The organism is Flavobacterium undicola (assembly GCF_009909155.2).
Classification (GTDB): Bacteria; Bacteroidota; Bacteroidia; order Flavobacteriales; family Flavobacteriaceae; genus Flavobacterium; species Flavobacterium undicola.
Window position 1 is genome coordinate 29,996 of sequence record NZ_JAAAPM020000021.1, and the last position, 22,179, is coordinate 52,174.

At 33.3% G+C, this 22,179-nt stretch carries 24 protein-coding genes; 18 read left to right on the plus strand and 6 right to left on the minus strand.

All coding sequences use genetic code 11. The features are described from left to right. Positions 1 to 16 precede the first annotated feature (16 nt). The 5 genes from GTZ96_RS12605 (at position 17) to GTZ96_RS12625 (ending at position 3,168) form a co-directional block, all read left to right on the plus strand. Complete coding sequence (locus tag GTZ96_RS12605) at positions 17 to 754, plus strand: hypothetical protein (RefSeq protein WP_235972978.1); 738 nt, start codon at positions 17 to 19, stop codon at positions 752 to 754. Further along, the gene (locus GTZ96_RS12610; RefSeq protein ID WP_161644274.1) at positions 741 to 1,466 is read left to right on the plus strand and encodes a carboxypeptidase-like regulatory domain-containing protein; all 726 of its coding nucleotides are present in this window, start codon (positions 741 to 743) and stop codon (positions 1,464 to 1,466) included. The genes GTZ96_RS12605 and GTZ96_RS12610 overlap by 14 nt, the downstream gene beginning before the upstream one ends. After that, positions 1,456 to 2,205, plus strand: a complete 750-nt coding sequence (locus GTZ96_RS12615) for a hypothetical protein (protein ID WP_161644275.1) — start codon at positions 1,456 to 1,458, stop codon at positions 2,203 to 2,205. Before GTZ96_RS12610 ends, GTZ96_RS12615 begins: the two co-directional genes overlap by 11 nt. Positions 2,206 to 2,278: 73 nt before the next feature. Then, positions 2,279 to 2,605, plus strand: coding sequence for a Sec-independent protein translocase subunit TatA/TatB (locus tag GTZ96_RS12620; RefSeq protein WP_161644276.1), 327 nt, complete (start codon positions 2,279 to 2,281; stop codon positions 2,603 to 2,605). Beyond that, positions 2,605 to 3,168, plus strand: coding sequence for a phosphatase PAP2 family protein (locus tag GTZ96_RS12625; RefSeq protein WP_161644277.1), 564 nt, complete (start codon positions 2,605 to 2,607; stop codon positions 3,166 to 3,168). The genes GTZ96_RS12620 and GTZ96_RS12625 overlap by 1 nt, the downstream gene beginning before the upstream one ends. Positions 3,169 to 3,259: 91 nt before the next feature. Here GTZ96_RS12625 and GTZ96_RS12630 read toward each other — a convergent pair whose 3' ends face one another. Further along, positions 3,260 to 3,901, minus strand: a complete 642-nt coding sequence (locus GTZ96_RS12630; protein WP_161644278.1) for an O-methyltransferase — start codon at positions 3,899 to 3,901, stop codon at positions 3,260 to 3,262. A gap of 81 nt (positions 3,902 to 3,982) precedes the next feature. Here GTZ96_RS12630 and rlmN point away from each other — a divergent pair, with 81 nt between their 5' ends. Further along, the gene (rlmN, locus tag GTZ96_RS12635) at positions 3,983 to 5,026 is read left to right on the plus strand and encodes a 23S rRNA (adenine(2503)-C(2))-methyltransferase RlmN (RefSeq protein ID WP_161644279.1); all 1,044 of its coding nucleotides are present in this window, start codon (positions 3,983 to 3,985) and stop codon (positions 5,024 to 5,026) included. 52 nt (positions 5,027 to 5,078) lie between these two features. Here rlmN and GTZ96_RS12640 read toward each other — a convergent pair whose 3' ends face one another. Further along, positions 5,079 to 5,960, minus strand: coding sequence for a hypothetical protein (locus tag GTZ96_RS12640; RefSeq protein ID WP_161644280.1), 882 nt, complete (start codon positions 5,958 to 5,960; stop codon positions 5,079 to 5,081). Between the two features lie 266 nt (positions 5,961 to 6,226). Between GTZ96_RS12640 and GTZ96_RS12645 the strand changes: the two genes are divergently transcribed. The 5 genes from GTZ96_RS12645 to dnaG all read left to right on the plus strand — a co-directional run bounded on the left by GTZ96_RS12645 (position 6,227) and on the right by dnaG (position 12,193). Then, the gene (locus GTZ96_RS12645; RefSeq protein WP_161644281.1) at positions 6,227 to 7,204 is read left to right on the plus strand and encodes a polyprenyl synthetase family protein; all 978 of its coding nucleotides are present in this window, start codon (positions 6,227 to 6,229) and stop codon (positions 7,202 to 7,204) included. Between the two features lie 223 nt (positions 7,205 to 7,427). Next, the gene (locus tag GTZ96_RS12650; RefSeq protein WP_161644282.1) at positions 7,428 to 7,988 is read left to right on the plus strand and encodes an RNA polymerase sigma factor; all 561 of its coding nucleotides are present in this window, start codon (positions 7,428 to 7,430) and stop codon (positions 7,986 to 7,988) included. Then, complete coding sequence (locus tag GTZ96_RS12655) at positions 7,975 to 8,664, plus strand: hypothetical protein (protein WP_161644283.1); 690 nt, start codon at positions 7,975 to 7,977, stop codon at positions 8,662 to 8,664. Before GTZ96_RS12650 ends, GTZ96_RS12655 begins: the two co-directional genes overlap by 14 nt. A gap of 32 nt (positions 8,665 to 8,696) precedes the next feature. After that, entirely contained in the window at positions 8,697 to 10,034 is a 1,338-nt protein-coding gene (locus tag GTZ96_RS12660; RefSeq protein ID WP_207720186.1) for a hypothetical protein, read from the plus strand. Positions 10,035 to 10,138: 104 nt separating this feature from the next. Further along, positions 10,139 to 12,193 (plus strand): DNA primase, encoded by a 2,055-nt coding sequence (gene dnaG, locus GTZ96_RS12665; protein WP_161644284.1) that lies wholly within the window; start codon positions 10,139 to 10,141, stop codon positions 12,191 to 12,193. A gap of 1 nt (position 12,194) precedes the next feature. Here dnaG and GTZ96_RS12670 read toward each other — a convergent pair whose 3' ends face one another. Together GTZ96_RS12670 and nadE are read right to left on the minus strand one after the other, a co-directional pair. Further along, a complete protein-coding gene (locus GTZ96_RS12670; RefSeq protein ID WP_161644285.1) occupies positions 12,195 to 12,824 on the minus strand; it encodes a response regulator transcription factor in 630 nt (209 codons plus the stop codon). A 93-nt stretch (positions 12,825 to 12,917) separates the two neighbouring features. Then, entirely contained in the window at positions 12,918 to 13,718 is an 801-nt protein-coding gene (gene nadE, locus GTZ96_RS12675; RefSeq protein WP_161644286.1) for an NAD(+) synthase, read from the minus strand. Positions 13,719 to 13,818: 100 nt separating this feature from the next. Between nadE and gldB the strand changes: the two genes are divergently transcribed. Further along, positions 13,819 to 14,781, plus strand: a complete 963-nt coding sequence (gene gldB, locus GTZ96_RS12680) for a gliding motility lipoprotein GldB (RefSeq protein WP_161644287.1) — start codon at positions 13,819 to 13,821, stop codon at positions 14,779 to 14,781. Then, entirely contained in the window at positions 14,781 to 15,116 is a 336-nt protein-coding gene (gene gldC / locus GTZ96_RS12685) for a gliding motility protein GldC (protein WP_161644288.1), read from the plus strand. The genes gldB and gldC overlap by 1 nt, the downstream gene beginning before the upstream one ends. Positions 15,117 to 15,202: 86 nt before the next feature. On the opposite strand, the gene yihA is transcribed toward gldC, so the two are convergent. Both yihA and GTZ96_RS12695 read right to left on the minus strand, forming a co-directional pair. Next, positions 15,203 to 15,823 (minus strand): ribosome biogenesis GTP-binding protein YihA/YsxC, encoded by a 621-nt coding sequence (yihA, locus tag GTZ96_RS12690; protein ID WP_161644289.1) that lies wholly within the window; start codon positions 15,821 to 15,823, stop codon positions 15,203 to 15,205. Between the two features lie 26 nt (positions 15,824 to 15,849). After that, positions 15,850 to 16,629: an alpha/beta fold hydrolase gene (locus GTZ96_RS12695; protein WP_161644290.1), complete on the minus strand. Its 780-nt coding sequence runs from the start codon at positions 16,627 to 16,629 to the stop codon at positions 15,850 to 15,852. A gap of 380 nt (positions 16,630 to 17,009) precedes the next feature. Between GTZ96_RS12695 and mraZ the strand changes: the two genes are divergently transcribed. Genes mraZ through GTZ96_RS12720 form a run of 5 tightly spaced genes read left to right on the plus strand, consistent with a single transcriptional unit; the run spans position 17,010 to position 22,172 of the window. Further along, positions 17,010 to 17,480, plus strand: a complete 471-nt coding sequence (mraZ, locus tag GTZ96_RS12700; protein WP_161644291.1) for a division/cell wall cluster transcriptional repressor MraZ — start codon at positions 17,010 to 17,012, stop codon at positions 17,478 to 17,480. Further along, entirely contained in the window at positions 17,455 to 18,363 is a 909-nt protein-coding gene (gene rsmH / locus GTZ96_RS12705) for a 16S rRNA (cytosine(1402)-N(4))-methyltransferase RsmH (protein ID WP_181033186.1), read from the plus strand. The genes mraZ and rsmH overlap by 26 nt, the downstream gene beginning before the upstream one ends. Positions 18,364 to 18,370: 7 nt before the next feature. Beyond that, positions 18,371 to 18,718 (plus strand): FtsL-like putative cell division protein, encoded by a 348-nt coding sequence (locus tag GTZ96_RS12710; RefSeq protein ID WP_161644292.1) that lies wholly within the window; start codon positions 18,371 to 18,373, stop codon positions 18,716 to 18,718. Then, positions 18,709 to 20,712 carry a penicillin-binding protein gene (locus tag GTZ96_RS12715; protein WP_161644293.1) on the plus strand — a complete coding sequence of 668 codons (2,004 nt, stop codon included), beginning with the start codon at positions 18,709 to 18,711 and terminating at the stop codon, positions 20,710 to 20,712. The genes GTZ96_RS12710 and GTZ96_RS12715 overlap by 10 nt, the downstream gene beginning before the upstream one ends. Beyond that, positions 20,712 to 22,172 (plus strand): UDP-N-acetylmuramoyl-L-alanyl-D-glutamate--2,6-diaminopimelate ligase, encoded by a 1,461-nt coding sequence (locus tag GTZ96_RS12720; RefSeq protein ID WP_161644312.1) that lies wholly within the window; start codon positions 20,712 to 20,714, stop codon positions 22,170 to 22,172. Before GTZ96_RS12715 ends, GTZ96_RS12720 begins: the two co-directional genes overlap by 1 nt. Positions 22,173 to 22,179 lie beyond the last annotated feature (7 nt).

Genomic DNA, 22,179 nt, shown 5'->3' on the forward strand with positions numbered 1-22,179 from the left:
TTTGGTATTGTGTGAGATGAATCGATTTTTAACCGCTTTTTTAATTTTGTTTACTACTGTTGTTTTGGGTCAGCTAAAAAAAACGGCTGAGATAAAAGGACAAGTAAATGCTTATGTGTCTAATTTAGAAGGCGTTTTTGTTATTAATTTAAAGTCAGAGCAAACTGTTTTTACCAATGAGACGGGAGATTTTGCAATTAAAGCTAGTGTTGGAGATACTTTGGTATTTTCGGGATTGCAATTTAAACGCAAGGAAGTGGTGTTGTGTGCTGAGGATTTTCAAGCAAATATTTTGAATGTACACTTGGTTACCATGGTTCATGAGTTGAATGAAGTGATTATTCGAAATTATAATTCGATCAATGCTGTTTCTCTTGGAATAATTCCTTCAAATCATAAAACGTATACTCCAGCCGAAAGAAAATATGCGACTGCAAGTTCGGCGCGACTCAATCCGATGGGGTTAGATCCTGTTTTAAATCTTATCTCTGGGCGTAGTGCGATGCTGAAAAAAGAAATAGCTATTGAGAAAAAAGAAGTGGCTATTGGTTTGTTAGAAAAAATGTTCACAGAAACGCATTTTACTAATACATTAAATATACCTTTAGACTTTGTAAAAGGATTTAAGTATTATGTTGTGGATAATCAAAAATTCACCAAAGTATTAGAAATGAAAAATAAGACTACAATTGAGTTTTTACTTGGAGAATTGGCTGAAAAATACAAAGCAATAATAGCCTGTGAAAACGAATAATACTTTTTATTTATTACTACTTTTATTATGCCAAATTGTTTTTGGTCAAGATTACGATAGAAAGGAAATTTATGGCATTATTCGTGTCGATTCTACTTCGGTGGAAGGCGTGAATATTGTAAATGAAACTACCCAAAAAGCAACTTCAAGTGATAAGAATGGAAACTTTTATCTTTTACTAAAAGAAGGTGATCTTCTGGTATTTTCTGCGGTAAATCTCGTAACTTTACGTAAAAAGATAGTGCCTGCCGATTTAGAAAAATCAAATTTAGTAGTGCAATTGCATGTTGAAAGTATACTGCTTAAAGAGGTAATCGTAAAGGAAGAGTCTCGAATTAGTGCTGAAAGTTTAGGGATTATTTCTTCTGGACAAAAAAAATATACAGTTGCTGAGAGAAGATTGTATACTGCCAGGTCGGGTTTGTTAGATAGACCGCTAAATTGGATGTCTGGAAGAACTGCTATGTTGAAAAAAGAGTTGGTGGTGTCTGAAAAAGAACAATTAGTGACTAAATTGGAATATTTTTTTGAGGAAAAATATTATGTAGAAAAACTGAAAATACCGAAAGAATATATTAAGGATTTTCAATTGTATTGCATTGAAAATAAAGACTTTGTTGCTGCTGTAAAAGCAAAAAATAAAACTTTATCAATGTTTCTAATTATTTCGTTGGCAACTGATTATAATAAAATAGTAGTATATGAAAACTAAAGTAACAATTTTGTTTTTTCTTCTTTTGGGGCAATTGTCATTTTGTCAAACTGGAGAAAGAAAAAAATTAGAAGGACAAGTTAGAAACGATTTGGTTCCTGTGGAAAATGTTATTGTTTTTAATGTTAATTCAAACTTAGGAACAGTGGTTAATCAATATGGCTCATTTGCTGTTATGGCAAAAGTCAATGATACTTTAGTTTTTTCTAGTTTGTCATTTAAGTCTAGAAAAATTGTTCTTAGTGAAAAAGATTTTATCGCTTCAAAATTGATTGTGAAATTAGATGTTTTTACTAATGAATTAGCCGAAGTTTTAATTCGAGCCAAGAAAGAATTAAATCCTATTGAAGGGAATTCGCAAAAATATGTTGATTTAAAATTCTTTGATGATGAAAAATCTTTACCTAAAAATAGAACCATGCCGCCAAATGGAACGATAGAAAACGGAATGGATTTTGTTAGAATTTACAAGGATGTTTTGGGGGTTTTAAGAAAGAAGAATCCTCAAAAAACCGATTTTTATAAGGAAACCAGTTTCTCTGAATTTGCTTTGAACAAAGTGAATTACTCTTTCTTTTCTAATACCTTGCACTTAAAAGACGATCAAATTAAGCTGTTTTTGATTTATTGTGAAAATGATTCAAAATCTAGGGATTTAATGCAGCCAAGTGAGGAATTTAAGTTGATGGACTTTTTTATTACTAAAAATAATGAGTTTAAGAAAATTACTCAATACTAATAGGCTTTTTTATGAAAAAATTAAAAGTGAACTTTTTTAAATTTGGTATATTTGCCCTTTAAAAATATAGTATATGTTTGGTATAGGAGGAGGAGAATTAGTTTTTATAATGTTTGTAGTATTGCTGTTGTTTGGTTCTGATAAAATACCAGAAATAGCACGTACAATGGGGAAAGCTATGGCGCAATTAAAAAATGCCACAAATGATATAAAGAATGAAATTCAAAAAGGTGCTGAAGAAAACGGTTTGGATACAAAATCATTGTCAGAAATGACGGGTGGGATCAATTCGCAAATCAATAAAGTTAAAGAAGATCTTTTAGGAGATAGTGTTGTTCAGGCAACTAAAATCAAGGAAGATATTGAAGATATTGCAGGTCCAGTAAAACGTAGTCGATAATGTTTGATAAACTAGTTTCTTTAGATGTTCAATTGTTTGTTTATTTAAACGGTCTTGGTTCGGAGTCTTACGATGGATTATGGCTTTTTATAACCAAACAAATCAATTGGATTCCGCTGTTTTTGTTTTTGCTTTATGTTATTTTTAAAAAATTAGGAGCTAAGCAAACCTTGTGCGTTATTTTGTCGATAGCAATACTTATCCTAATTACAGACCAGTTTACCAACTTAGTTAAATACAGTGTTCATAGATTACGTCCTTGTAATAATCCGGATATTCATTCGATAATCAGGATAGTAAAGAGTTCAAATTCATTTAGTTTTTTCTCAGGACATGCAGCAAATAGTATGGCGGCAGCTACGTTTTTGTATCATCTTATTAAACCTTATTTTAAATATACTTTTTTACTGTTTTTGTGGCCATTAATTTTTGCCTACAGTCGTATTTATTTAAGTTTGCATTATCCATTAGATATATTGAGTGGTTATCTTTTTGGGATTTTAACAGGCTTGTTTGTTTTTAGAATATACCAATTTACACAAATAAAATATTTTCCGCTTTAAATTTTTAAGGTACTCCAAAACTAAAAACCGCATATTCACAGCATTTGTAGAAACTGTGAATATGCGGTTTTTATAATAAATCAGAAGTGTTTTAAAGTACTCTACTTACGGTTAATCCATCCCGGATAGGAAGTAAAACGGTTTCTACTCTTGGATCTTCTTTTAATAATTTATTGTAATCAAGTAATATTTTTGTGCTTTTGTCTTTCGGGTTTAATGGTTCTAAAACTTTACCGCTCCAAAGTACATTGTCAGATAAAATAATGCCTCCTTTGTTCATTCTAGGAACAATCAATTCAAAATAATTCAAGTAATTTTCTTTGTCGGCATCGATAAATACCAAATCAAATTTGATGTCAAGCGTAGGGATTATATCGACAGCTTCGCCTAAATGTTGAACAATTTGGCTTCCCCAAGGAGATTTGTCAAAATGTTTTCTTTGAAAATCGACTAATTCTTCTTTGATATCTATCGTGTGAAGTTGACCGTTCTCCTGCATTCCCTCACACAAACATAAAGCCGAATAACCAGTGTAAGTTCCAATTTCGAGAATATTTACAGGCCGGATTAATTTGGCTAACATACTCAAAACACGTCCTTGGAAATGTCCGCTTAACATTCGTGGCAATAAAATTTTCTGATAGGTTTCTTTGTTTAAAGCAGCCAATAGTTCCGGTTCTTTTTCAGAATGTTGTTCGATGTAGTCTTCTAATTCTTGGGAAATGAAATGCATTATTTTAATTTTTTTCAATTTCGAACAAAGTTATCAAATTATCAAAACAACAAATCAACAAATAGTCATTAAATTTGCAGCATGCAAATGGAGAAAAAAGACATACGAGCCTTATCTAAAGAAGAATTACGCAATTTTTTTGTTGCCAATAAGGATAAAGCATTTCGTGGAAATCAAGTTTACGAATGGTTGTGGAGCAAAGGAGCGCACAGTTTTGAAGATATGACTAATATCTCTAAAGAAACTCGTGGCATGCTGGAAGCTAACTTTGTTATCAATCACATCAAGGTGGATACAATGCAACGTTCGGAAGATGGAACGGTAAAAAATGCTGTTCGTTTACACGATGGGTTGGTAGTGGAATCGGTATTGATTCCAACTGAAACGCGAACTACTGCTTGTGTTTCAAGTCAGGTGGGTTGTAGTTTAGATTGTAATTTTTGTGCTACTGCACGATTAAAAAGAATGCGTAATCTTGAACCTGCCGAAATTTACGATCAGGTTTTAGCTATTGACCGAGAAAGTCGTTTGTATTATAATCATCCTTTGTCGAATATTGTTTTTATGGGAATGGGAGAGCCGTTAATGAATTATAACAATGTTATTAAGGCGATTAATATGATTACTTCAGAAGAAGGATTGGGGATGTCTCCAAAGCGAATTATGGTTTCTACTTCGGGGATTCCTAAGATAATAAAGAAAATGGCTGATGATGAGGTAAAGTTTAAATTGGCCGTTTCTTTACATTCGGCAATTGATGAAATCAGAGCCCGAATTATGCCTTTTAGTAAAAATTTTCCATTAGCCGATTTGCGTGAAGCCTTAGAATATTGGTATCGAAAAACTAAAAGTAAGGTATCGTACGAATATGTGGTTTGGAAAGGAATCAATGATAATAAAGCCTCGGTGGATGCATTGGTTAAGTTTTGCAAATATGTCCCTTGTAAAGTCAACTTGATTGAATACAACCCAATTGATGATGGCGAATTTCAACAAGCTTCAGAAGAATCAATCAATGCTTATATTAAAGCACTTGAAGCTACTGGAATAGTGGTGAAAGTAAGGAGAAGTAGAGGTAAGGATATTGATGCGGCCTGTGGTCAGCTAGCAAATAAAGAAGCATAAAAAAAGGAGTTCAATTTGAACTCCTTTTTAGTTTTATAATTATAACAAGTGCTTAATTACCTAACGTAATTTGAGTAGCTGTACCACCATCAATAGATAACATAGCTAAATTATCACAAGCACCTTCTCCATAATTAATCGTTGCATAATGTGCGTTTTTAGAAAGTTTTAAAATTCCTGAAACTGGAAATGGCATAGGGTTTTGTAATAAACCACAGGCGGTTTTATGTACCAGTGGAGTGCTTGATTCAATTAAAGAGGTATAAACATTTCCATTAGGGTATGTCGTTGTAAATGTTCCATAAGTGGAAAATACATCATCTGTTGGACTTGTTCTTGTTGAGAATCCTGCTGTCATTTCCCTTACCCTGTTTCCGTTGCGCGTATAAGTTCCTTTAGAAGTTGTTAGCTTCATATTGGTCATTGTAAATGTGGTTTTTGGGTGTAAATCTACATTTAGGGTGCCAATCATTTCTCTTGTCCAGGTTGAAGTTCCTTCTATTTTATTGTCATTAATAGAAAAGTTAGAATAAGTAATGGTCATTGTTTTTGGGAATGTAGTTCCTCTGGTGCGGGTTAAAATAATTTTACCTTTTAAATAATGACCTCTGAATTTACAGGCAGTAGTTTCGGTTCCAAAAGTAATTGTCCAGACTCTAATTAAGTCAGTAGATCCTAAATCACTGGTATGAATACAATCCGGTAATATGGAAGTGTAAATAGCAACGTTTTCCTTTCCGGTTGTAGAGCCTTCTGTTACTTCGTATTGGTCATCAGCAATAACCGAAATGTCATCAAAGGAATCATCGACTTGTTGGTTTGTCGCAACATCGTTAGCTGATACATTGGATGTTTCTTGTTCGGAATCTTTAGAGCAGCTGGTGTAGGTCAAGCAACTCAATACCATACTTAAAAATAAAATTTTTGTTTTCATAGCGAATGGGGTTTAAGGGTTCTTTTTTTGATAAATAAATTGATTAAAGGTTTAATTGTGGGGTAATTATCGAATAAAAATAATCAAATAATTCTAATGTTGTATATAATGTCGTTAAACTACATGATTAGATTTGTAGTACCGGTTTCTATAAGCATAATGAATGTTTTTTAGTAAATCGGATATCTTTTAGAAAGAACCAAAATAAGATACTTCTTTAGAAAGGGGTAGTTTTTTTTATTAAAAATAGTATATTTGAAATCTGAATGAATATTACTTCTCAAATAAAACAGCCCATTTTTAATGAAATGGAACTTTTCGAAAAAAAGTTCCACGAATCGATGTCTTCTAAAGTGGCGTTGTTAAACCGAATTACCTATTATATTGTAAACCGTAAAGGAAAACAAATGCGTCCGATGTTTGTTTTTTTGACGTCAAAAATGGTTTCGGGTGGGATTGTCAATGAAAGAACTTATCGTGGAGCCTCTGTTATCGAGTTGATTCATACCGCCACTTTGGTGCATGATGATGTAGTAGATGATAGCAACAGGCGAAGAGGTTTCTTTTCTATTAATGCCTTGTGGAAAAATAAAATTGCAGTTTTGGTGGGTGATTATCTACTTTCAAAAGGATTGTTGCTTTCTATAGACAATGGCGATTTTGATTTACTGCGTATTATTTCGGTTGCTGTTCGCGAAATGAGCGAAGGCGAATTACTCCAAATTGAAAAAGCCAGAAGACTCGATATTACCGAAGCGGTGTATTATGAAATTATCCGTCAAAAAACGGCTACTCTTATTGCTGCATGTTGCGCTCTTGGTGCAAAATCGGTTATTGAAGATGAAATTCAGGTCGAGAATATGCGCAAGTTTGGCGAATTAATCGGAATGGCTTTTCAAATAAAAGATGATTTGTTCGATTATACCGATGAAGCTATTGGGAAACCAACAGGTATCGACATCAAAGAGCAAAAAATGACCTTGCCTTTAATTCATGTTTTGAATCACTGTACTTCAAAAGAAAAAAGTTGGTTGATCAATTCGATAAAAAATCACAATAAAGACAAGAAACGAGTTAAAGAAGTGATTGCTTTCGTGAAAAACAATAACGGCTTGATTTATGCCGAAAATAAAATGGTCGAATTTCAACAGGAAGCACTTCAGCTTTTAGACCATTATCCCAATTCAGAATTTAAAGAAGCTTTGATTTTGATGGTGAATTATGTTATCGAAAGGAAAAAATAAGCAATTTCAATAACAAAAATCAATTTCAAAAGGCAAATTCGAATTAAGACTTGGATTTTCTATAGAAATTTTTTTGTCGAAATAATAAAACAAATTCTTTGTCAGCTATTGATTTTATTGCATTTTTTGATTTTTAAATTATAAAACCAAAATAAATCTACTTCTCATGCAACCTTTTTGCATTGTCAATCGTCTATGCTAATAGAAACACTTTATAAAAATTTTGAAAGTAATCAACTTACATCAGCAGGAAAACGAACTAATCCAGTTAGCGGTCGAAAATAATCGACAAGCTCAACAAAAGATTTATACTCAGTTTTCACCAAAAATGTTAAGCGTTTGCCGTCAATACATAAAAGACATTCATCAGGCCGAAGATATCATGATTACTGCTTTTATGAAAGTGTTTACCAATTTGAAGAATTTTCAGCACAAAGGAAGTTTCGAAGGTTGGATAAGACGAATTATGGTAAACGAATGTATTTCATTTATCAGAGTTCACAAAAAGCTCAAATATATTGAAGAGGAGGATTATTTCGAGGAAAGTTTTAACCCCATAGAAAGTCAGTTTTCGGTAGCCGATATTCAGTTTTTGATAGACAGTTTGCCAGATGGTTATAAAATAGTTTTCAATTTATATGCTATTGAAGGATATAAACATCAGGAAATTGCCAATATATTGGGCATTAATGAAGGGACGTCAAAATCGCAATTGTCACATGCAAGAAAGCTGTTGCAAGGACAAATTAACAAGTTGAAAAAGTATAGCAATGGAACCGAATAAATTAGAAACGCAGTTCAGGGAACAATTGAATTCCCGTGAAATCAAGCCGTCAGAAATGGCTTGGACAAAACTGGATGCAATGCTTTCGGCTGCGGAAAAACCTAAAGCTAAATTCCCTTGGTTGTATGTGGCAGCAAGTTTTGCGGGTTTGTTGTTGATTGGGACAGTGTATTTTACTTCACAAGAAAATACAATAGAAAATCAGAAAAATGGAGTAGTAATTCAGAATCCGGTTGCTCCTAAAGCTAAATTGAAGCCCTTGGATTCAGTTCATTTAAAAATTGAGAAAAAAGAATCTGTAGTTCAAGTAGTTCAAAAGTCGGTTTCAAAAAGCAACCAACCTTCTGAGTTAAAACAAGAATCAATAATCGTTAAAAATAATCAAAATCAAAATCAAGTAGCCGGGCTTTCAATCATCAATCAAAAAACAGAACAGGAATCGATTTCCTTACAAACAAATGCTGTTACAGTTGACGAACTGTTAGCAAGAGTTGATAAATCGGCAAGATTAAATAATCAAACTAATCCAAATTTGCAAGTGCATGTTAATCCAAATCAATTGTTGCAACAAGTAGATAACGATTTGGAACCTTCTTATCGACAAAATGTATTTAGTAAAGTTGCTGAAAATTTTAAGGCAGTTAAAGATGCTTTTGTTAATAGAAACAAAGAATAATAAAACCAACAATATTTTAAAAATAAATTATTATGAGAAATTTTACCGTTTACTTAGTGTTATTGCTATGTCTTTTTGTGAGTGAAATTAAAGCGCAGGAGACTTTTGACCAAGCTTGGGAAAAATTTAGAGTTCAACAAAGTGAAATTCGTAAAGAAGAAGAAGAAATATTTACTGAAGAAGTTGAAAGATTAAGAGACAAGCTCAAGAATCGTCTGATTTCCAAAGATGAATTCAAAGAGCAAAAAATAGTTTTGGAAAACAATAAGGAAAAAAACATTTATGCAATAGACAGCATCAACATTAAAATAATAAGGCAACAGTTCCCAGAATTAGGTGAAAAGACTTTTGAAGGGAGGGCTGAGCAGATTTCAATCGGAATTAAAATGGATGTCTATGAAGAAAAAAAAATGTTGAAACGAGAGATTGATGCAGTGGATAAAGAGCTTATCAATGGAAAAATTTCTAAAGAACAGGCAGAAGAAAAAAAGTTAAAGTTAGCTGAGATTAGAGCAAAAAATATTGAAGAAAAAGTAAAAATTCATCAAAAAGCTTTGGATAAATTGATACAAGATGATATAGATGGTAAAATACATAAACAATTTGGTAACAGAAATAGAGTAACAATGCCATTAAAGAATGTCCAAAACTCGAATATTGGGCATCATCGTGACCTTGTTCTGCCAGCGATGAAGTATTATAAAGGGCAAAAAGATAAAGACAGTCAGCAAAATCAAAGAACGTCCACTCAGTTAGTTTTTGCCATAGGAGCTAACAATTTAGTAACTGATAAAGCTATAGCTAATTCTGATTTTAAGTATTGGGGTTCTCGTTTTTACGAATGGGGTTTGACTTATAATACGCGAATATTTAAAAACGATAATTTATTGCATGCAAAATATGGTTTGTCGGTAGTGTATAATAATTTACGTCCAACAGACAATCGTAATTTTGTAACAAATGATAATCAGACCAATCTTGTAGTAAATCCAGTTGATTTAAAAGATTCCCGCTTTAGAAATGTAAATTTAGTATTTCCAATACATTTAGAGTTTGATTTTACTAAACCGGAGATCAAAAATGATAAAACGTATTTTAAATCTCATAATAGTTTTAGGTTGGGGATAGGTGGTTATTTTGGGACAAACTTAAAATCAAAACAAATTATTAAATATGATTTGGATGGATATAAAACGGTAGATAGAACACGTGGAGATTTTAATGCAACTAATTTTATCTACGGTTTGAGCACTTATGTAGGTTATAAAGCGACTAGTTTGTATTTGAAATACGATTTAAATCCTTTGTTTAAAGATAATTTAGTAAAACAAAACAATGTTTCTTTAGGATTGCGATTTGATTTTAATTAGTTTTAGTTCTTTTTAGTAACCCTTTCAGAGTTTCAAACTCTGAAAGGGTTTAAGTTTTTAAATACTTTGTATCTTTGATGCTTTCCAACTTTATCCCTTAAAAATTGATTTCAAAAGCTACCATAGATACTGTTTTCGAAACTGCTCGAGTAGAGGAGGTTATTGGCGATTTTGTTAATTTAAAACGCGCAGGGAGTAACTTCAAAGGCTTGAGTCCGTTTTCTGATGAGCGTTCTCCGTCGTTTATGGTTTCTCCTGCAAAAGGGATTTGGAAAGATTTTAGTACAGGAAAGGGAGGGAATTCCGTTAAATTCCTAATGGAGCACTCTCAATTTACGTACCCGGAAGCCATTCGATATTTGGCTAATAAGTACAATATTGAGATTGAAGAAACTGAGCAGACTGATGCTGAAAAAGCCAATACAGATACTCGTGAAAGTATGTATTTGGTATCGGAATTTGCAAAAGAGTATTTTCATAAAACACTTTTAAATAGCGAAGAAGGAAAAGCAATTGGGCTTTCATATTTTAAGGAAAGAGGTTTTACAGCCGATACAATCAAAAAGTTTAGTTTAGGATATTCGCCTGAAACTTGGGACGCGTTAACTAAAGAAGCCTTGGGTAAAGGGTATAAGTTGGAGTTTCTGGAAAGCACCGGTTTGACAATTGCTAGAGAAGATCGTCCTTTTGACCGTTTTAAAGCTCGTGTCATGTTTCCTATACAAAGTATGTCGGGACGTGTTTTGGGTTTTGGTGGTCGTATTTTAACAAACGATAAAAAAGCGGCTAAATACTTAAACTCGCCTGAAAGTGATATCTATCATAAGAGTAAAGTACTGTACGGTATTTATCAAGCCAAGCAATCTATTGCCAAATTAAATAATTGTTATTTGGTTGAGGGGTATACTGATGTTATTCAATTTAACCAGGCAGGAATAGAGAATGTAGTAGCTTCTTCGGGAACGGCTTTAACGCCAGATCAAATTCGCTTGGTGAATCGTCTGACAAAAAACATTACAGTGCTTTTTGATGGTGATGCTGCAGGATTGCGCGCTTCTCTTCGTGGAATCGATTTGATTCTCGAGGAAGGAATGAATGTAAGAGTATGTAGTTTTCCTGATGGAGAAGATCCGGATAGTTTTGCTAAAAAAACTTCACATGATGATTTGGTGGCTTATTTAGAAAATAATGCCAAAGATTTTATACAGTTTAAGGCGTCACTCTTGATGAAAGATGCTCATAATGATCCTATAAAGAAAGCCGATTTAATTCGGGATATGGTTACTAGTATTTCTAAAATTCCGGATCGTATTCAGCGTGAAATTTATACGCAAGAATGTGCCAGAATTATGGATATTTCTGAGCAGGTGTTGGTGAGTACTTTGGCTCAGTTGATTCAAAAAGATGTTGCTGAAGTTACTAAAAAGCAAAAGCAGGAACAAAAACCTTTTGAAGTTTATAGAAACCAAAACCCAAAAAATACGGGGTATTCAGGTGGAGATCCAGAAGATCCGAGATTTGGTCCGCCGGAGGATTATCCGGGAGAACCGGGATATCCAAGCGAGCCGACAGAAAAAGTAGATATTCTTTATCGTTTAGAACGAAAGGTTATTGAGATTTTATTGCTTTATGGAAATAAAACAGAACAATTTGAAGATGTTTTGATGAAGTCAAATGAAGATGGCGAAATCGTGAATGTCTCTGAAATGAAGTCTTATAAAGTTTTTCAACGTATCTATTTGAGTTTGCAAGAAGATGAGGTGGAGTTAGCTAACCCTTTGTTTCGCGAAATTTTCAACAATTTGATAAACTATTATCTTCAAAATGATTCTTTTAGTCTAGAACAGTATTTGATGCATTTGCCAACTGAATTTGCTCAAGAAGTTACAGATATTTTGATGGAAGATGAGCAATTAGTTTTGCATGACTGGGAAGGTCAAAATATTTTTCCTAAAACAAAACAGGATACTATAAGTCAAAATGTTTCTGAAACCATTTTAACTTTAAGATGGTATTTAGTAGGACGAATTATAGACGAATTAAAAAACTCCATATCACCTGATAAGGATAATATGGAGTCTATGATTATGATAAAAGATTATAATGAACTTACTCGTGCTTTTTCAAAAAAGCTGGGTAGGGTCATGTCTCGTTTTTAAATTAAACGATTTCTAAAGTTTTAGCTTTGTTTACTAAGTCAACTAAATTAGTAACATTTAGTTTAGTTAATAAACGTAATTTGTAAGTACTGATGGTTTTTTCGTTCAAACCTAAGATTTCAGCAATCTCGTGATTTTTCTTTCCACCACTTAAATAACGTAAAACCTCTACCTCACGGTTAGAAAGTTTACGGTACAAACGTTCGCTTTTACTTTGTTTTGCAATTAAAGCCAGGTTTTTCTTAACGGTTTCATTCATGATAATTTTACCTTGATGAACTTTGATAATAGATTGTCCTAATGTCTCTAATTTTTCTTTTTTATGAACATATCCAGATACTCCAGCTTTGATAGCATTAGGAGCATAGATTTGCTCAGAAAGTCCACTAAAAATAATAATTTTAGTTTTAGGGAAATTCTTTAAAAGCGATTTTACTTCAAATATGCTCGAAAGACCTTCAAGTTCTAAGTCTAAGACCAGAACATCAATTTCTTTTGTTAGGAGAATATCTCGAATCATCAAAAAACTACCAACATTGGCAGTTAATGATATGTCTGAATGGTCTTTGAAGTACGATTTAACTCCAAAATGCACTACCGGAAAATTATCGGCTAGACAAACTTTAATCATGATTTTTTTTTTTAGGGTTGTTTTTGTGTGAATTCTATATATAAATTTAGGAAAAAAAAAGGAATAATGCTATTTTTTATAGATAAAATAGTATTAAATCCGATTAATTACACATACGGGTATTGCATTCATCTTATGTTGGTTAATTGTGTTGAGTCTTTTATAGATTTCAAACACCTTTTTTTCTCTTTCTGTATAATTATTTGAAGGACTGTTGTTTTCATCTTCAAGCATTGCCCACTCTAATTCGTCATAGGTTGCACCTAATTGTTGTTCATCTGTTTTTTCGTCTCCAAATAAACCATCTGAAGGTTGAGCAGTTAAAATAGAGTTAGGAACTTCTAAATAAGTAGCTAATGCAAAAACGTCTGATTTCATCAAATCTGCTATCGGACTTAAATCGACACCGCCATCACCATATTTAGTATAGAAACCAACGCCGAAGTCTTCTACTTTATTGCCAGTTCCGGCAACTAAAAGTCCGTGAGCTCCTGCGTAATAATATAATGTAGTCATTCTTAGTCGGGCACGAGTATTGGCTAAAGTAAGATTTAGTTTGTTTTCATCAAAGTTTGTGGGAACTTCTTTTTTGAAAGTTTCAAATACTGAAGTTAGGTCACTTTGTACGCTAGCCACATTAGGGAAACGTTTTTTTAGTTGTTCAATGTGTTCTTTGCCTCGACTTACGTGACTTGAGTGTTGGTGAATAGGCATTTCAACACATAAAACTTGAAGTCCTGTTTGAGCACATAAAGTTGAAGTTACAGCCGAATCTACGCCTCCTGAAATTCCTACTACAAAGCCATTAACCTTTGTGGCTTCTGCGTAAGATTTTAACCAGTTGACAATCTGGGTGTTTACCTGATCAACTTTGATCGTACTTTTTTTAGTCATAATAGTTCAAATTTTAGCTATCAGGAACGTATCTTTGCTCAACTTTTTCAGTAACATACTGGTTATCCTGATTTAATAGTGCAAATTTAATTAAAATAAAATGAAAACTTGTGTATTTTCCTTACTTCTATTGTTCTTTTTTTTGTCTTGCGATACTAAGAATAAAACAGAAAAAGCTGTTGAGGCTATTTCGATAGATTTAAAAGTAGTGCGATTTGATAAAATATTTTTCGAAACAGCTCTGGAAGATTTACCAAAGATTAAAAAAGAATTTCCTTTTTTCTTTCCTGCAGGAAATGATGATGCTGTTTGGTTAGAGAAAATGCAAAACCCACTTTGGAGAGAATTGTATACTGAAGTTCAGAAGAAGTTTCCCAATTTCGATTTGTATAAAACAGAATTAGACAATGTTTTTAAACATATAAAATTTTATTTTCCAAAAATACGAACGCCACATAAGGCGTATACTGTTATTTCGGAAATGGATTATAATAATAAGGTGATTTATGCCGATAGTTTGTTAATTATTTCGCTTGAAATGTATCTGGGAAAAGAACATAAATTTTATCAGTTTCCAAATTATTTAAAACAAAATTTTGAACCTAGACAACTCATGCCTGATGTAGTGGAAAGTTTTGCTAAAAGACAAATAGCGCCTAGTGTGGAGAAAAACTTTTTGGCAGCTATGATTTATTCAGGAAAAGAATTGTATCTAAAAGATATGCTTTTGTCAGCTGAATATACTGATGCGGATAAAATAGGTTATACGGCAGAGCAGTTGCTTTGGTGTCAGGAAAACGAAAGTTATATGTGGCGTTATTTTATTGAAAAACAATTGTTGTATGATGATGACTCTAAATTAATTTCGCGATTTATAAGTCCAGCACCTTTTTCTAAATTTTATTTAGAAATCGATAATGAGTCTCCTGGTAAGGTGGGAGCTTGGGTAGGATGGCAAATTGTTCGTTCGTATATGAAAAATAATGAAGTATCTTTGCCGCAATTAATGCATACTAGTGCAAAAGAAATATTTGAAAAATCAAATTATAAACCTAAGAAGTAATGTCAGATAAAAATAAATCAGAAATTAATTTTCTAGTAGAATTAGATGAAAACCGCATTCCGGAAAAATTGTATTGGACTGCAAAAGATGGCGGAATAGAATTAGAAGAGTCAAAAGCAATTATGTTGTCTGTTTGGGATAGTAAAGTCAAAGAGAGTATGCGTATTGATTTGTGGACTAAGGATATGCCAGTAGACGAAATGAAGATTTTCTTTCATCAGACTTTAGTGGCCATGTCGGATACTTTTCACCGTGCTACAGGAGATGAAAAAATGGCGGCAACGATGAAAGATTTCTGTGAGTACTTTGCAGAAAAGTTAGAGTTGACAAAATAATTCCAAAGTTTTGGGATAAAATCCCAATAAAAAATCCCAAATTTAACAATTGGAATTTGGGATTTTTTTATTGTATTCTTTGGGATTTAAAATCCACTGTTGTTTTTGAAGATTTCTTGATTTACTTCGTCGATGTAGCTTAATAAGTCTTCTTTTCCAGTTCCTTCTGTTGATGAAGTTACAAAATAAGGCGGCATTTCGGCCCAATGGTTAGCAAACATTTGTTTTTTGTAAGCGGCAACGTGCGCGTCAATTTTTACTCTACTAATTTTGTCAGCTTTGGTGAAAATAATGCAAAAAGGAATTTCGCTTTCGCCCATATAACTCATGAATTCAATATCGATAGCTTGTGCGTCATGACGAATGTCAATTAATACAAAGGCACAGGCTAATTGTTCTCTTTTTTCAAAATAATCCGTGATGAATTGTTGAAAAACAGATTTGGTTTTCTTTGAAACCTTAGCGTATCCGTATCCAGGTAAATCGACTAGGAACCAATTATTGTTAATTAAAAAATGGTTGATTAGTTGTGTTTTTCCTGGTCTTCCAGATGTTTTTGCCAGTTTTTTTTGGTTGGTCAGCATGTTGATTAATGATGACTTTCCCACATTCGACCTGCCTATAAAAGCATATTCGGGCAAAAAGTCCTTAGGACATTTGCTTACATCTGAGTTGCTAATTACGAATTCGGCGGTATTAATTTTCATATTTTTTGATGTAAAAAAGCTCTATTTTATAGCGTAGGAACTTTTAAATTAGTTTTTGTCAGCCATTCTTCAAGTAGTTTATTGAATTCATCTGGGTGTTCCATCATGGCTGCATGGCCGCATTGGTCAATCCAGTACAAGGTAGAATTAGGTAATAACTTGTTGAATTCTGTCGCTACTTCCGGAGGAGTGACTTTATCATTTTTCCCCCAAATAATACAAGTTTGAACGTGCATTTTTGGTAAATCTTTAGCCATATTGTGACGAATTGCACTTTTAGCAATGGTTAAAGTTTTGATCAGTTTTATACGATCATTTACTGTTGCGTATACTTCGTCAATCAAATCAGGAGTGGCGATTTTTGGGTCGTAAAATACATCTTCCGCTTTTTTCTTGATGTATTCATAGTCACCTCTTTTCGGGTAGCTATCGCCCATGGCGCTTTCATAAAGTCCTGAGCTTCCGGTTATTACCAGTCCTGCTACTTTTTCGGGATACATCTTAGTGTGATAGAGTGCAATGTGTCCGCCTAATGAATTTCCTAAAAGAATTACTCTGTCAAAACCTTTAAAAGTAATAAAGTCTTTTACGTATTTAGCAAATGCTTTTACGTTGGTTTTTAGTAAACTTTGAGTGTATATAGGTAAGTCTGGAATAACGATTTTATATCCTTTGTCAGAGAAGTAACGAGCCACGCCGTCAAAGTTGCTTAGACCTCCCATTAAGCCATGTAAAATGACAATAGGTGTTCCTTCTCCTGCTTCGTAATAGCTGTATCTGCCTTCTTTCTTATAGTTTTTGTCCATGCTTTTGGATGCGAATTTCAATTTCGACAAATATAGTATATAATCAGTTAAAATGAGTTTTTGAAAACTTTTTTTGAGGATAATATTCCAGAATTCACTTATGCTTTAAAAAAGTGTGTCTAGTTATGTTGTTGAGTGTCTAGTGTTTTTTCGTGAAATTAAGCTGGGTTTTTAACTGAAAAACACTAGTGGTTGTGTTGTGTTTTTTTGAATTGAATTGTACTGTCTGTATGAAAAGAGGATTGAGCTAATGTTCTGATTGTCTAAAATTTAAGGGTTTTGTGTTTGAAGTGGGTAAACTTATCAACAAAGTGGTAGAAAGTGGTAAAAGGTGGTAAAATTTTTTATATTTTTGCTCTGTATCATTTAAAGCGATTCTTTTGAATACAATTGTTGGAACATATGAGTGTAAAGTCGATGCTAAAGGGAGGGTTTTGTTACCTGCTCCTTTAAAAAAGCAATTGGCTGCCTCTCTTCAAGACGGTTTTGTTTTGAAGCGTTCCTTGTTTCAGCCTTGTTTGGAGTTGTATCCAATGGAAGAATGGAATTTGATGATGCAAAAAATCAATAAGCTCAATCGATTTGTTAAGAAAAATAACGACTTTATTCGCAAGTTTACTGCTGGTGTTAAGGTAGTTGAGATTGATGCTTTGGGGCGTTTATTAGTGCCTAAGGATTTGGTAAATTTTGCCAGTATCGCTAAGGATGTTGTTTTTTCGTCTGCGGTTAATATTGTAGAAATTTGGGATAAAGATTTGTATGAGCAGTCAATAGATGATGGAGTTGATTTTGCAGATTTGGCTGAAGAGGTAATGGGTAATATAAATGACGACAACAATGGAATATCATAATCCAGTTTTGCTTAAAGAGACGGTAGATGGTTTAAATATTAAGCCTGATGGAGTGTATGTAGATGTCACTTTTGGTGGTGGTGGTCATTCGAAAGAGATTTTAAGTCGATTAGGTCCTAATGGGAAATTATTCGCTTTTGATCAGGATGAAGATGCGTTAGCTAATGCGCTTCCTGATGAGCGATTTGTGTTGATTAATGAGAATTTTAGACATATAAAACGATTCTTGCGTTTTCACGGTGCAAGAAGTGTTGATGGGATTTTAGGCGATTTAGGTGTTTCTTCTCATCAATTTGATGTGCCGGAAAGAGGGTTTTCCACTCGATTTGATGCTGAATTGGATATGAGAATGAGTCAGAAAAACGACCTTAATGCATATAAGGTAGTTAATGAGTATGATGATGCTAATTTGAGAAGGGTTTTCTTTGATTATGGCGAATTAAAAAATGCACCTGCTTTGTCAAGAACTATTATAGAAGCCAGAACGCATCGACCAATAAAAACTACAGATGAATTAAAAGAAGTTTTGGCGAAATATCTACCGGAAAGAGTTCGAAATAAAATATTGGCCCAAATCTATCAAGCCATTCGAATTGAAGTGAACCAAGAAATGGATGTTTTAAAAGAGTTTTTAGAGCAATCATTAGAAATTTTGAATCCGGGAGGAAGATTAAGTGTGATATCCTATCATTCGTTAGAAGATCGTTTGGTGAAAAGATTCATAAAAAACGGCATGTTTGAAGGAGAACCAGAGCGTGATTTTTTTGGAAATTTTTCAGTTCCGTTCAAAACAATTGGAAAATTAATTGTTCCTGATAACGAAGAAATTAAGATTAATAATAGAGCAAGAAGTGCCAAGTTAAGAATTGCCGAAAAGATTTAGATAAAACATGAAAACGAGTATTTACAATCTATTAAAAGCAAGATTTTTAATCGATGATGATGCGATTAAGAACTGGCGTTTTATTGTTTTTTTGATTGTTCTGGCCATTATCATGATTGCAAATACACAACGTTACGAGCAAAAAGTGTTTAAAATAGCCGAATTGACTTCGGAAGTTAAAGAAATGCGTTCGGAGTTTGTGGATAGACGTTCGGAATTAATGAAGTTGAGAATGGAATCGACGGTTTCAGAAAAGATGGTAGAAAAAGAAATTTTCCCGTCAACAGTTCCTCCGGTAAAGATAAAAGTGAAGAAAGTAGAAGAAGAAAATTTCATTAAGAAATTATGGCAGTAGATGATAAATACATATCGTACCGAATTTATCTAGTTGCTTTTGCTATTTTTTTGATGGCAATAGCAATTGCTGTTAAATTGACTAATATCCAATGGGTAGAAGGGAATTATTATAGAGAATTAGCTAAGGAAAGAACCGTTAGAAATTTTGTGATTCCTGCTAATAAAGGAAATATTTATTCTTCAGACGGAAGCTTGCTAGCTACTTCAATTCCAAAATACATTATCCGTTTTGATGCATTAGCGCCGAAAAAAGAAGCTTTTGAAAAAAATGTGAATGCTTTAGCTGATTCATTAGCTACTATTTTAGGAAAATCAGCAGGTTTTTATCAAAATGAATTGAGAAAAGCAAGAGCGAATAATAACCGTTATTTTTTAGTTGCCAGAGATTTAAGTTACACCGATTACATGAAAATTAAAGGTTTTCCTTTATTCGAATTGGGGGCTTATAAAGGCGGGATTATAATCGAACAAAAAACGGTACGGGAACATCCTATTGGAAAAATTGCTGAAAGAACTATTGGTTACGAACGAAAATATCAAGAGGGATATTCAGATGGAAAAGGAATCGAATGGGCTTATAAGGATTATTTGAATGGTAAGGATGGTAGAATTCTAAAACAAAAAATCGCTAAAGGACAGTGGAAACCTATTCGTGATATAAACGAAGTTGATCCTCAAGATGGATACGATGTTATTTCGACTATTGATGTTTATATCCAGGATATCGCACATCACGCTTTGTTAAAACAATTAGAAGATTATGAAGCTGATCACGGTTGTGTCGTGGTAATGGAAACGCATACGGGTCAGGTCAAAGCAATTGCTAACTTAGGAAGAGCTACCGATGGAACGTATTATGAGACTACCAATTATGCAGTAGCAGAATCTCACGAACCAGGTTCTACTTTTAAATTAGTTGATTTAATGACTATTCTGGAGGATAAAGTAGCCGATACCAGCACCGTTTATGATACACATGGTGGAGTTGTAAAATATTCAGGTAAATCTGTAAGAGATTCCCATACAGGTGGTTATGGTAAGATTTCTTTAGCCAGAGGTTTCGAATTGTCATCAAACACAGTTTTAGTTCAAGCAGTGTATGAAAATTATAAAAACAATCCGTCTAAGTTTGTTAATCGCGTTAATTCTTATGGTTTCAACAAAAGGTTGAATATGGATTTTAAAGGAGAAGGACGTCCGTTTATTCCGCAACCTACAGATAAAAACTGGTCCAATATTTCATTGCCATGGATGGCTTTTGGATATGGAGTTTCAGTTACGCCAATGCAAACTTTAGCCTTTTATAATGCTGTTGCAAATAATGGAGTGATGTTAAAACCACAATTTGTTTCTGAAATCAAAGAATGGAATAAAACCATCAAAAAAATGGAACCGGAAGTGATTAATCCAAAAGTTTGCTCGCAAGCAACACTTTTGAAATTAAAAGCGGTTTTGAAAAATGTGGTTAAAAAAGGAACAGCTTCTAAATTGTATTCTAAAGATTTCTCTATGGCTGGTAAAACAGGAACGGCTCAGGTAAACTATGGAAAAAGAGACGGTACTCCAATGCACTATGCTTCTTCTTTTGTGGGTTATTTTCCGGCTGATCATCCTAAATATTCTTGTATTGTAGTGGTTCATAAACCAAGTACAGCAAAAGGTGATTTTTATGGAGCTGGTGTTGCGGGACCAGTTTTTAAACGAATTGCTCAAAAGATTTTTACCGAAGTTCCTTCGACAAATGAAATTAAAAAATTAGACAGGAAAATTCCAAAACAAGAGAAAAGTTACAACGAGTATTTTGCGAAACTTCAAAAGCCACAACAACTAATTCCTAATGTTAAAGGAATGCCAGGGATGGATGCTATTGCATTGTTAGAAAATTTAGGGATGAGAGTAAGAACCAGCGGAATTGGGAAAGTAAAAAAACAATCCCTTCAAGCGGGTCAAAATATTATAAAAAACACAACTATAACCTTAGAATTATTGTGATAAAATTAAAAGACATATTATATAGAGTAGCAATCGAGGCCGTTCATGGTTCGACTGATATTGCTATCGGGAAATTGGATTTTGATTCTAGAAAAATCGAAGCCAATGATGTGTTTGTTGCTATTCGTGGTTCAATTTCCGATGGACATGATTATATTCAAAAAGCCATCGATTTAGGTGCCAAAGCAATAATTTGCGATACTTTTCCAGAAGAATTCGTTAGTGAAATTACTTATGTTCAGGTAAACGACACTAATAAAGCCCTTGCTTTTATGGCGGCTAATTATTTTGGAAATCCATCTGAAAAACTAAAATTAGTTGGAATTACAGGTACTAATGGAAAGACAACAATTGCTTCTTTATTGTATCAATTATTTAAAAAAGCGGGATTTAAAGTAGGTTTACTTTCTACCGTAAAAATATTGGTTGATGATGTAGAGTACAAAGCAACGCATACAACACCTGATTCGATTACAATTAATCATTTTTTGAATGAAATGATTGGTGTAGGGGTAGAGTATTGTTTTATGGAAGTGAGTTCGCATGGAATTCATCAAAAACGTACCGAAGCCTTGTATTTTAGGGGTGGTGTTTTTACTAATTTATCTCACGATCATTTAGATTATCATCCCACTTTCGCTGAATACAGAGATGTTAAAAAATCATTTTTTGACAATTTGCCAAAAACTGCTTTTGCGATTTCTAACATTGACGATAAGAATGGAGCGGTGATGTTGCAAAATACAGTAGCTCAAAAAAGAACTTACGCACTTAAATCTTATGCTGATTATAAAGCTCAAATTTTAGAGAACTTATTATCAGGTTTGTTGTTGAAAATTGAAGGCAATGAAGTTTGGGTGAAATTGATTGGTGTTTTTAATGCTTACAATCTTTTAGCTATTTATGGAACCGCTATCGAATTAGGTATGGATTCTTTAGAAACGCTTCGTTTGTTATCAGAATTGGAAAGTGTTTCCGGGAGATTCCAATACATTGTTTCTGATTCGAATATTACAGCTATAGTTGATTATGCGCATACTCCAGACGCTTTAGAAAACGTATTGAAAACCATCAATGAAGTTCGTACTAAAAACGAACAACTAATCACGATTGTAGGTTGTGGTGGAAATAGAGATAAGGCTAAGCGACCAATTATGGCTGGAATTGCTTCGGAATTGAGTAATAAAACCATTTTGACATCAGATAATCCTAGAGATGAAGACCCTGATGTTATTATCAGTGAAATGGAAGTAGGAGTGTCACCGCAAAATCACAAAAAAGTTTTTGCTGTGACCGACAGAAAACAAGCGATTAAAATTGCTTGTCAATTGGCTCAGCCAAATGATATTATTTTAATTGCTGGAAAAGGACATGAAACCTATCAGGAAATCAAAGGTATCCGTACTGATTTTGATGATATGAAAATTGTTAAAGAGATTTTAGAACAACTTCATAAATAGTTAAACT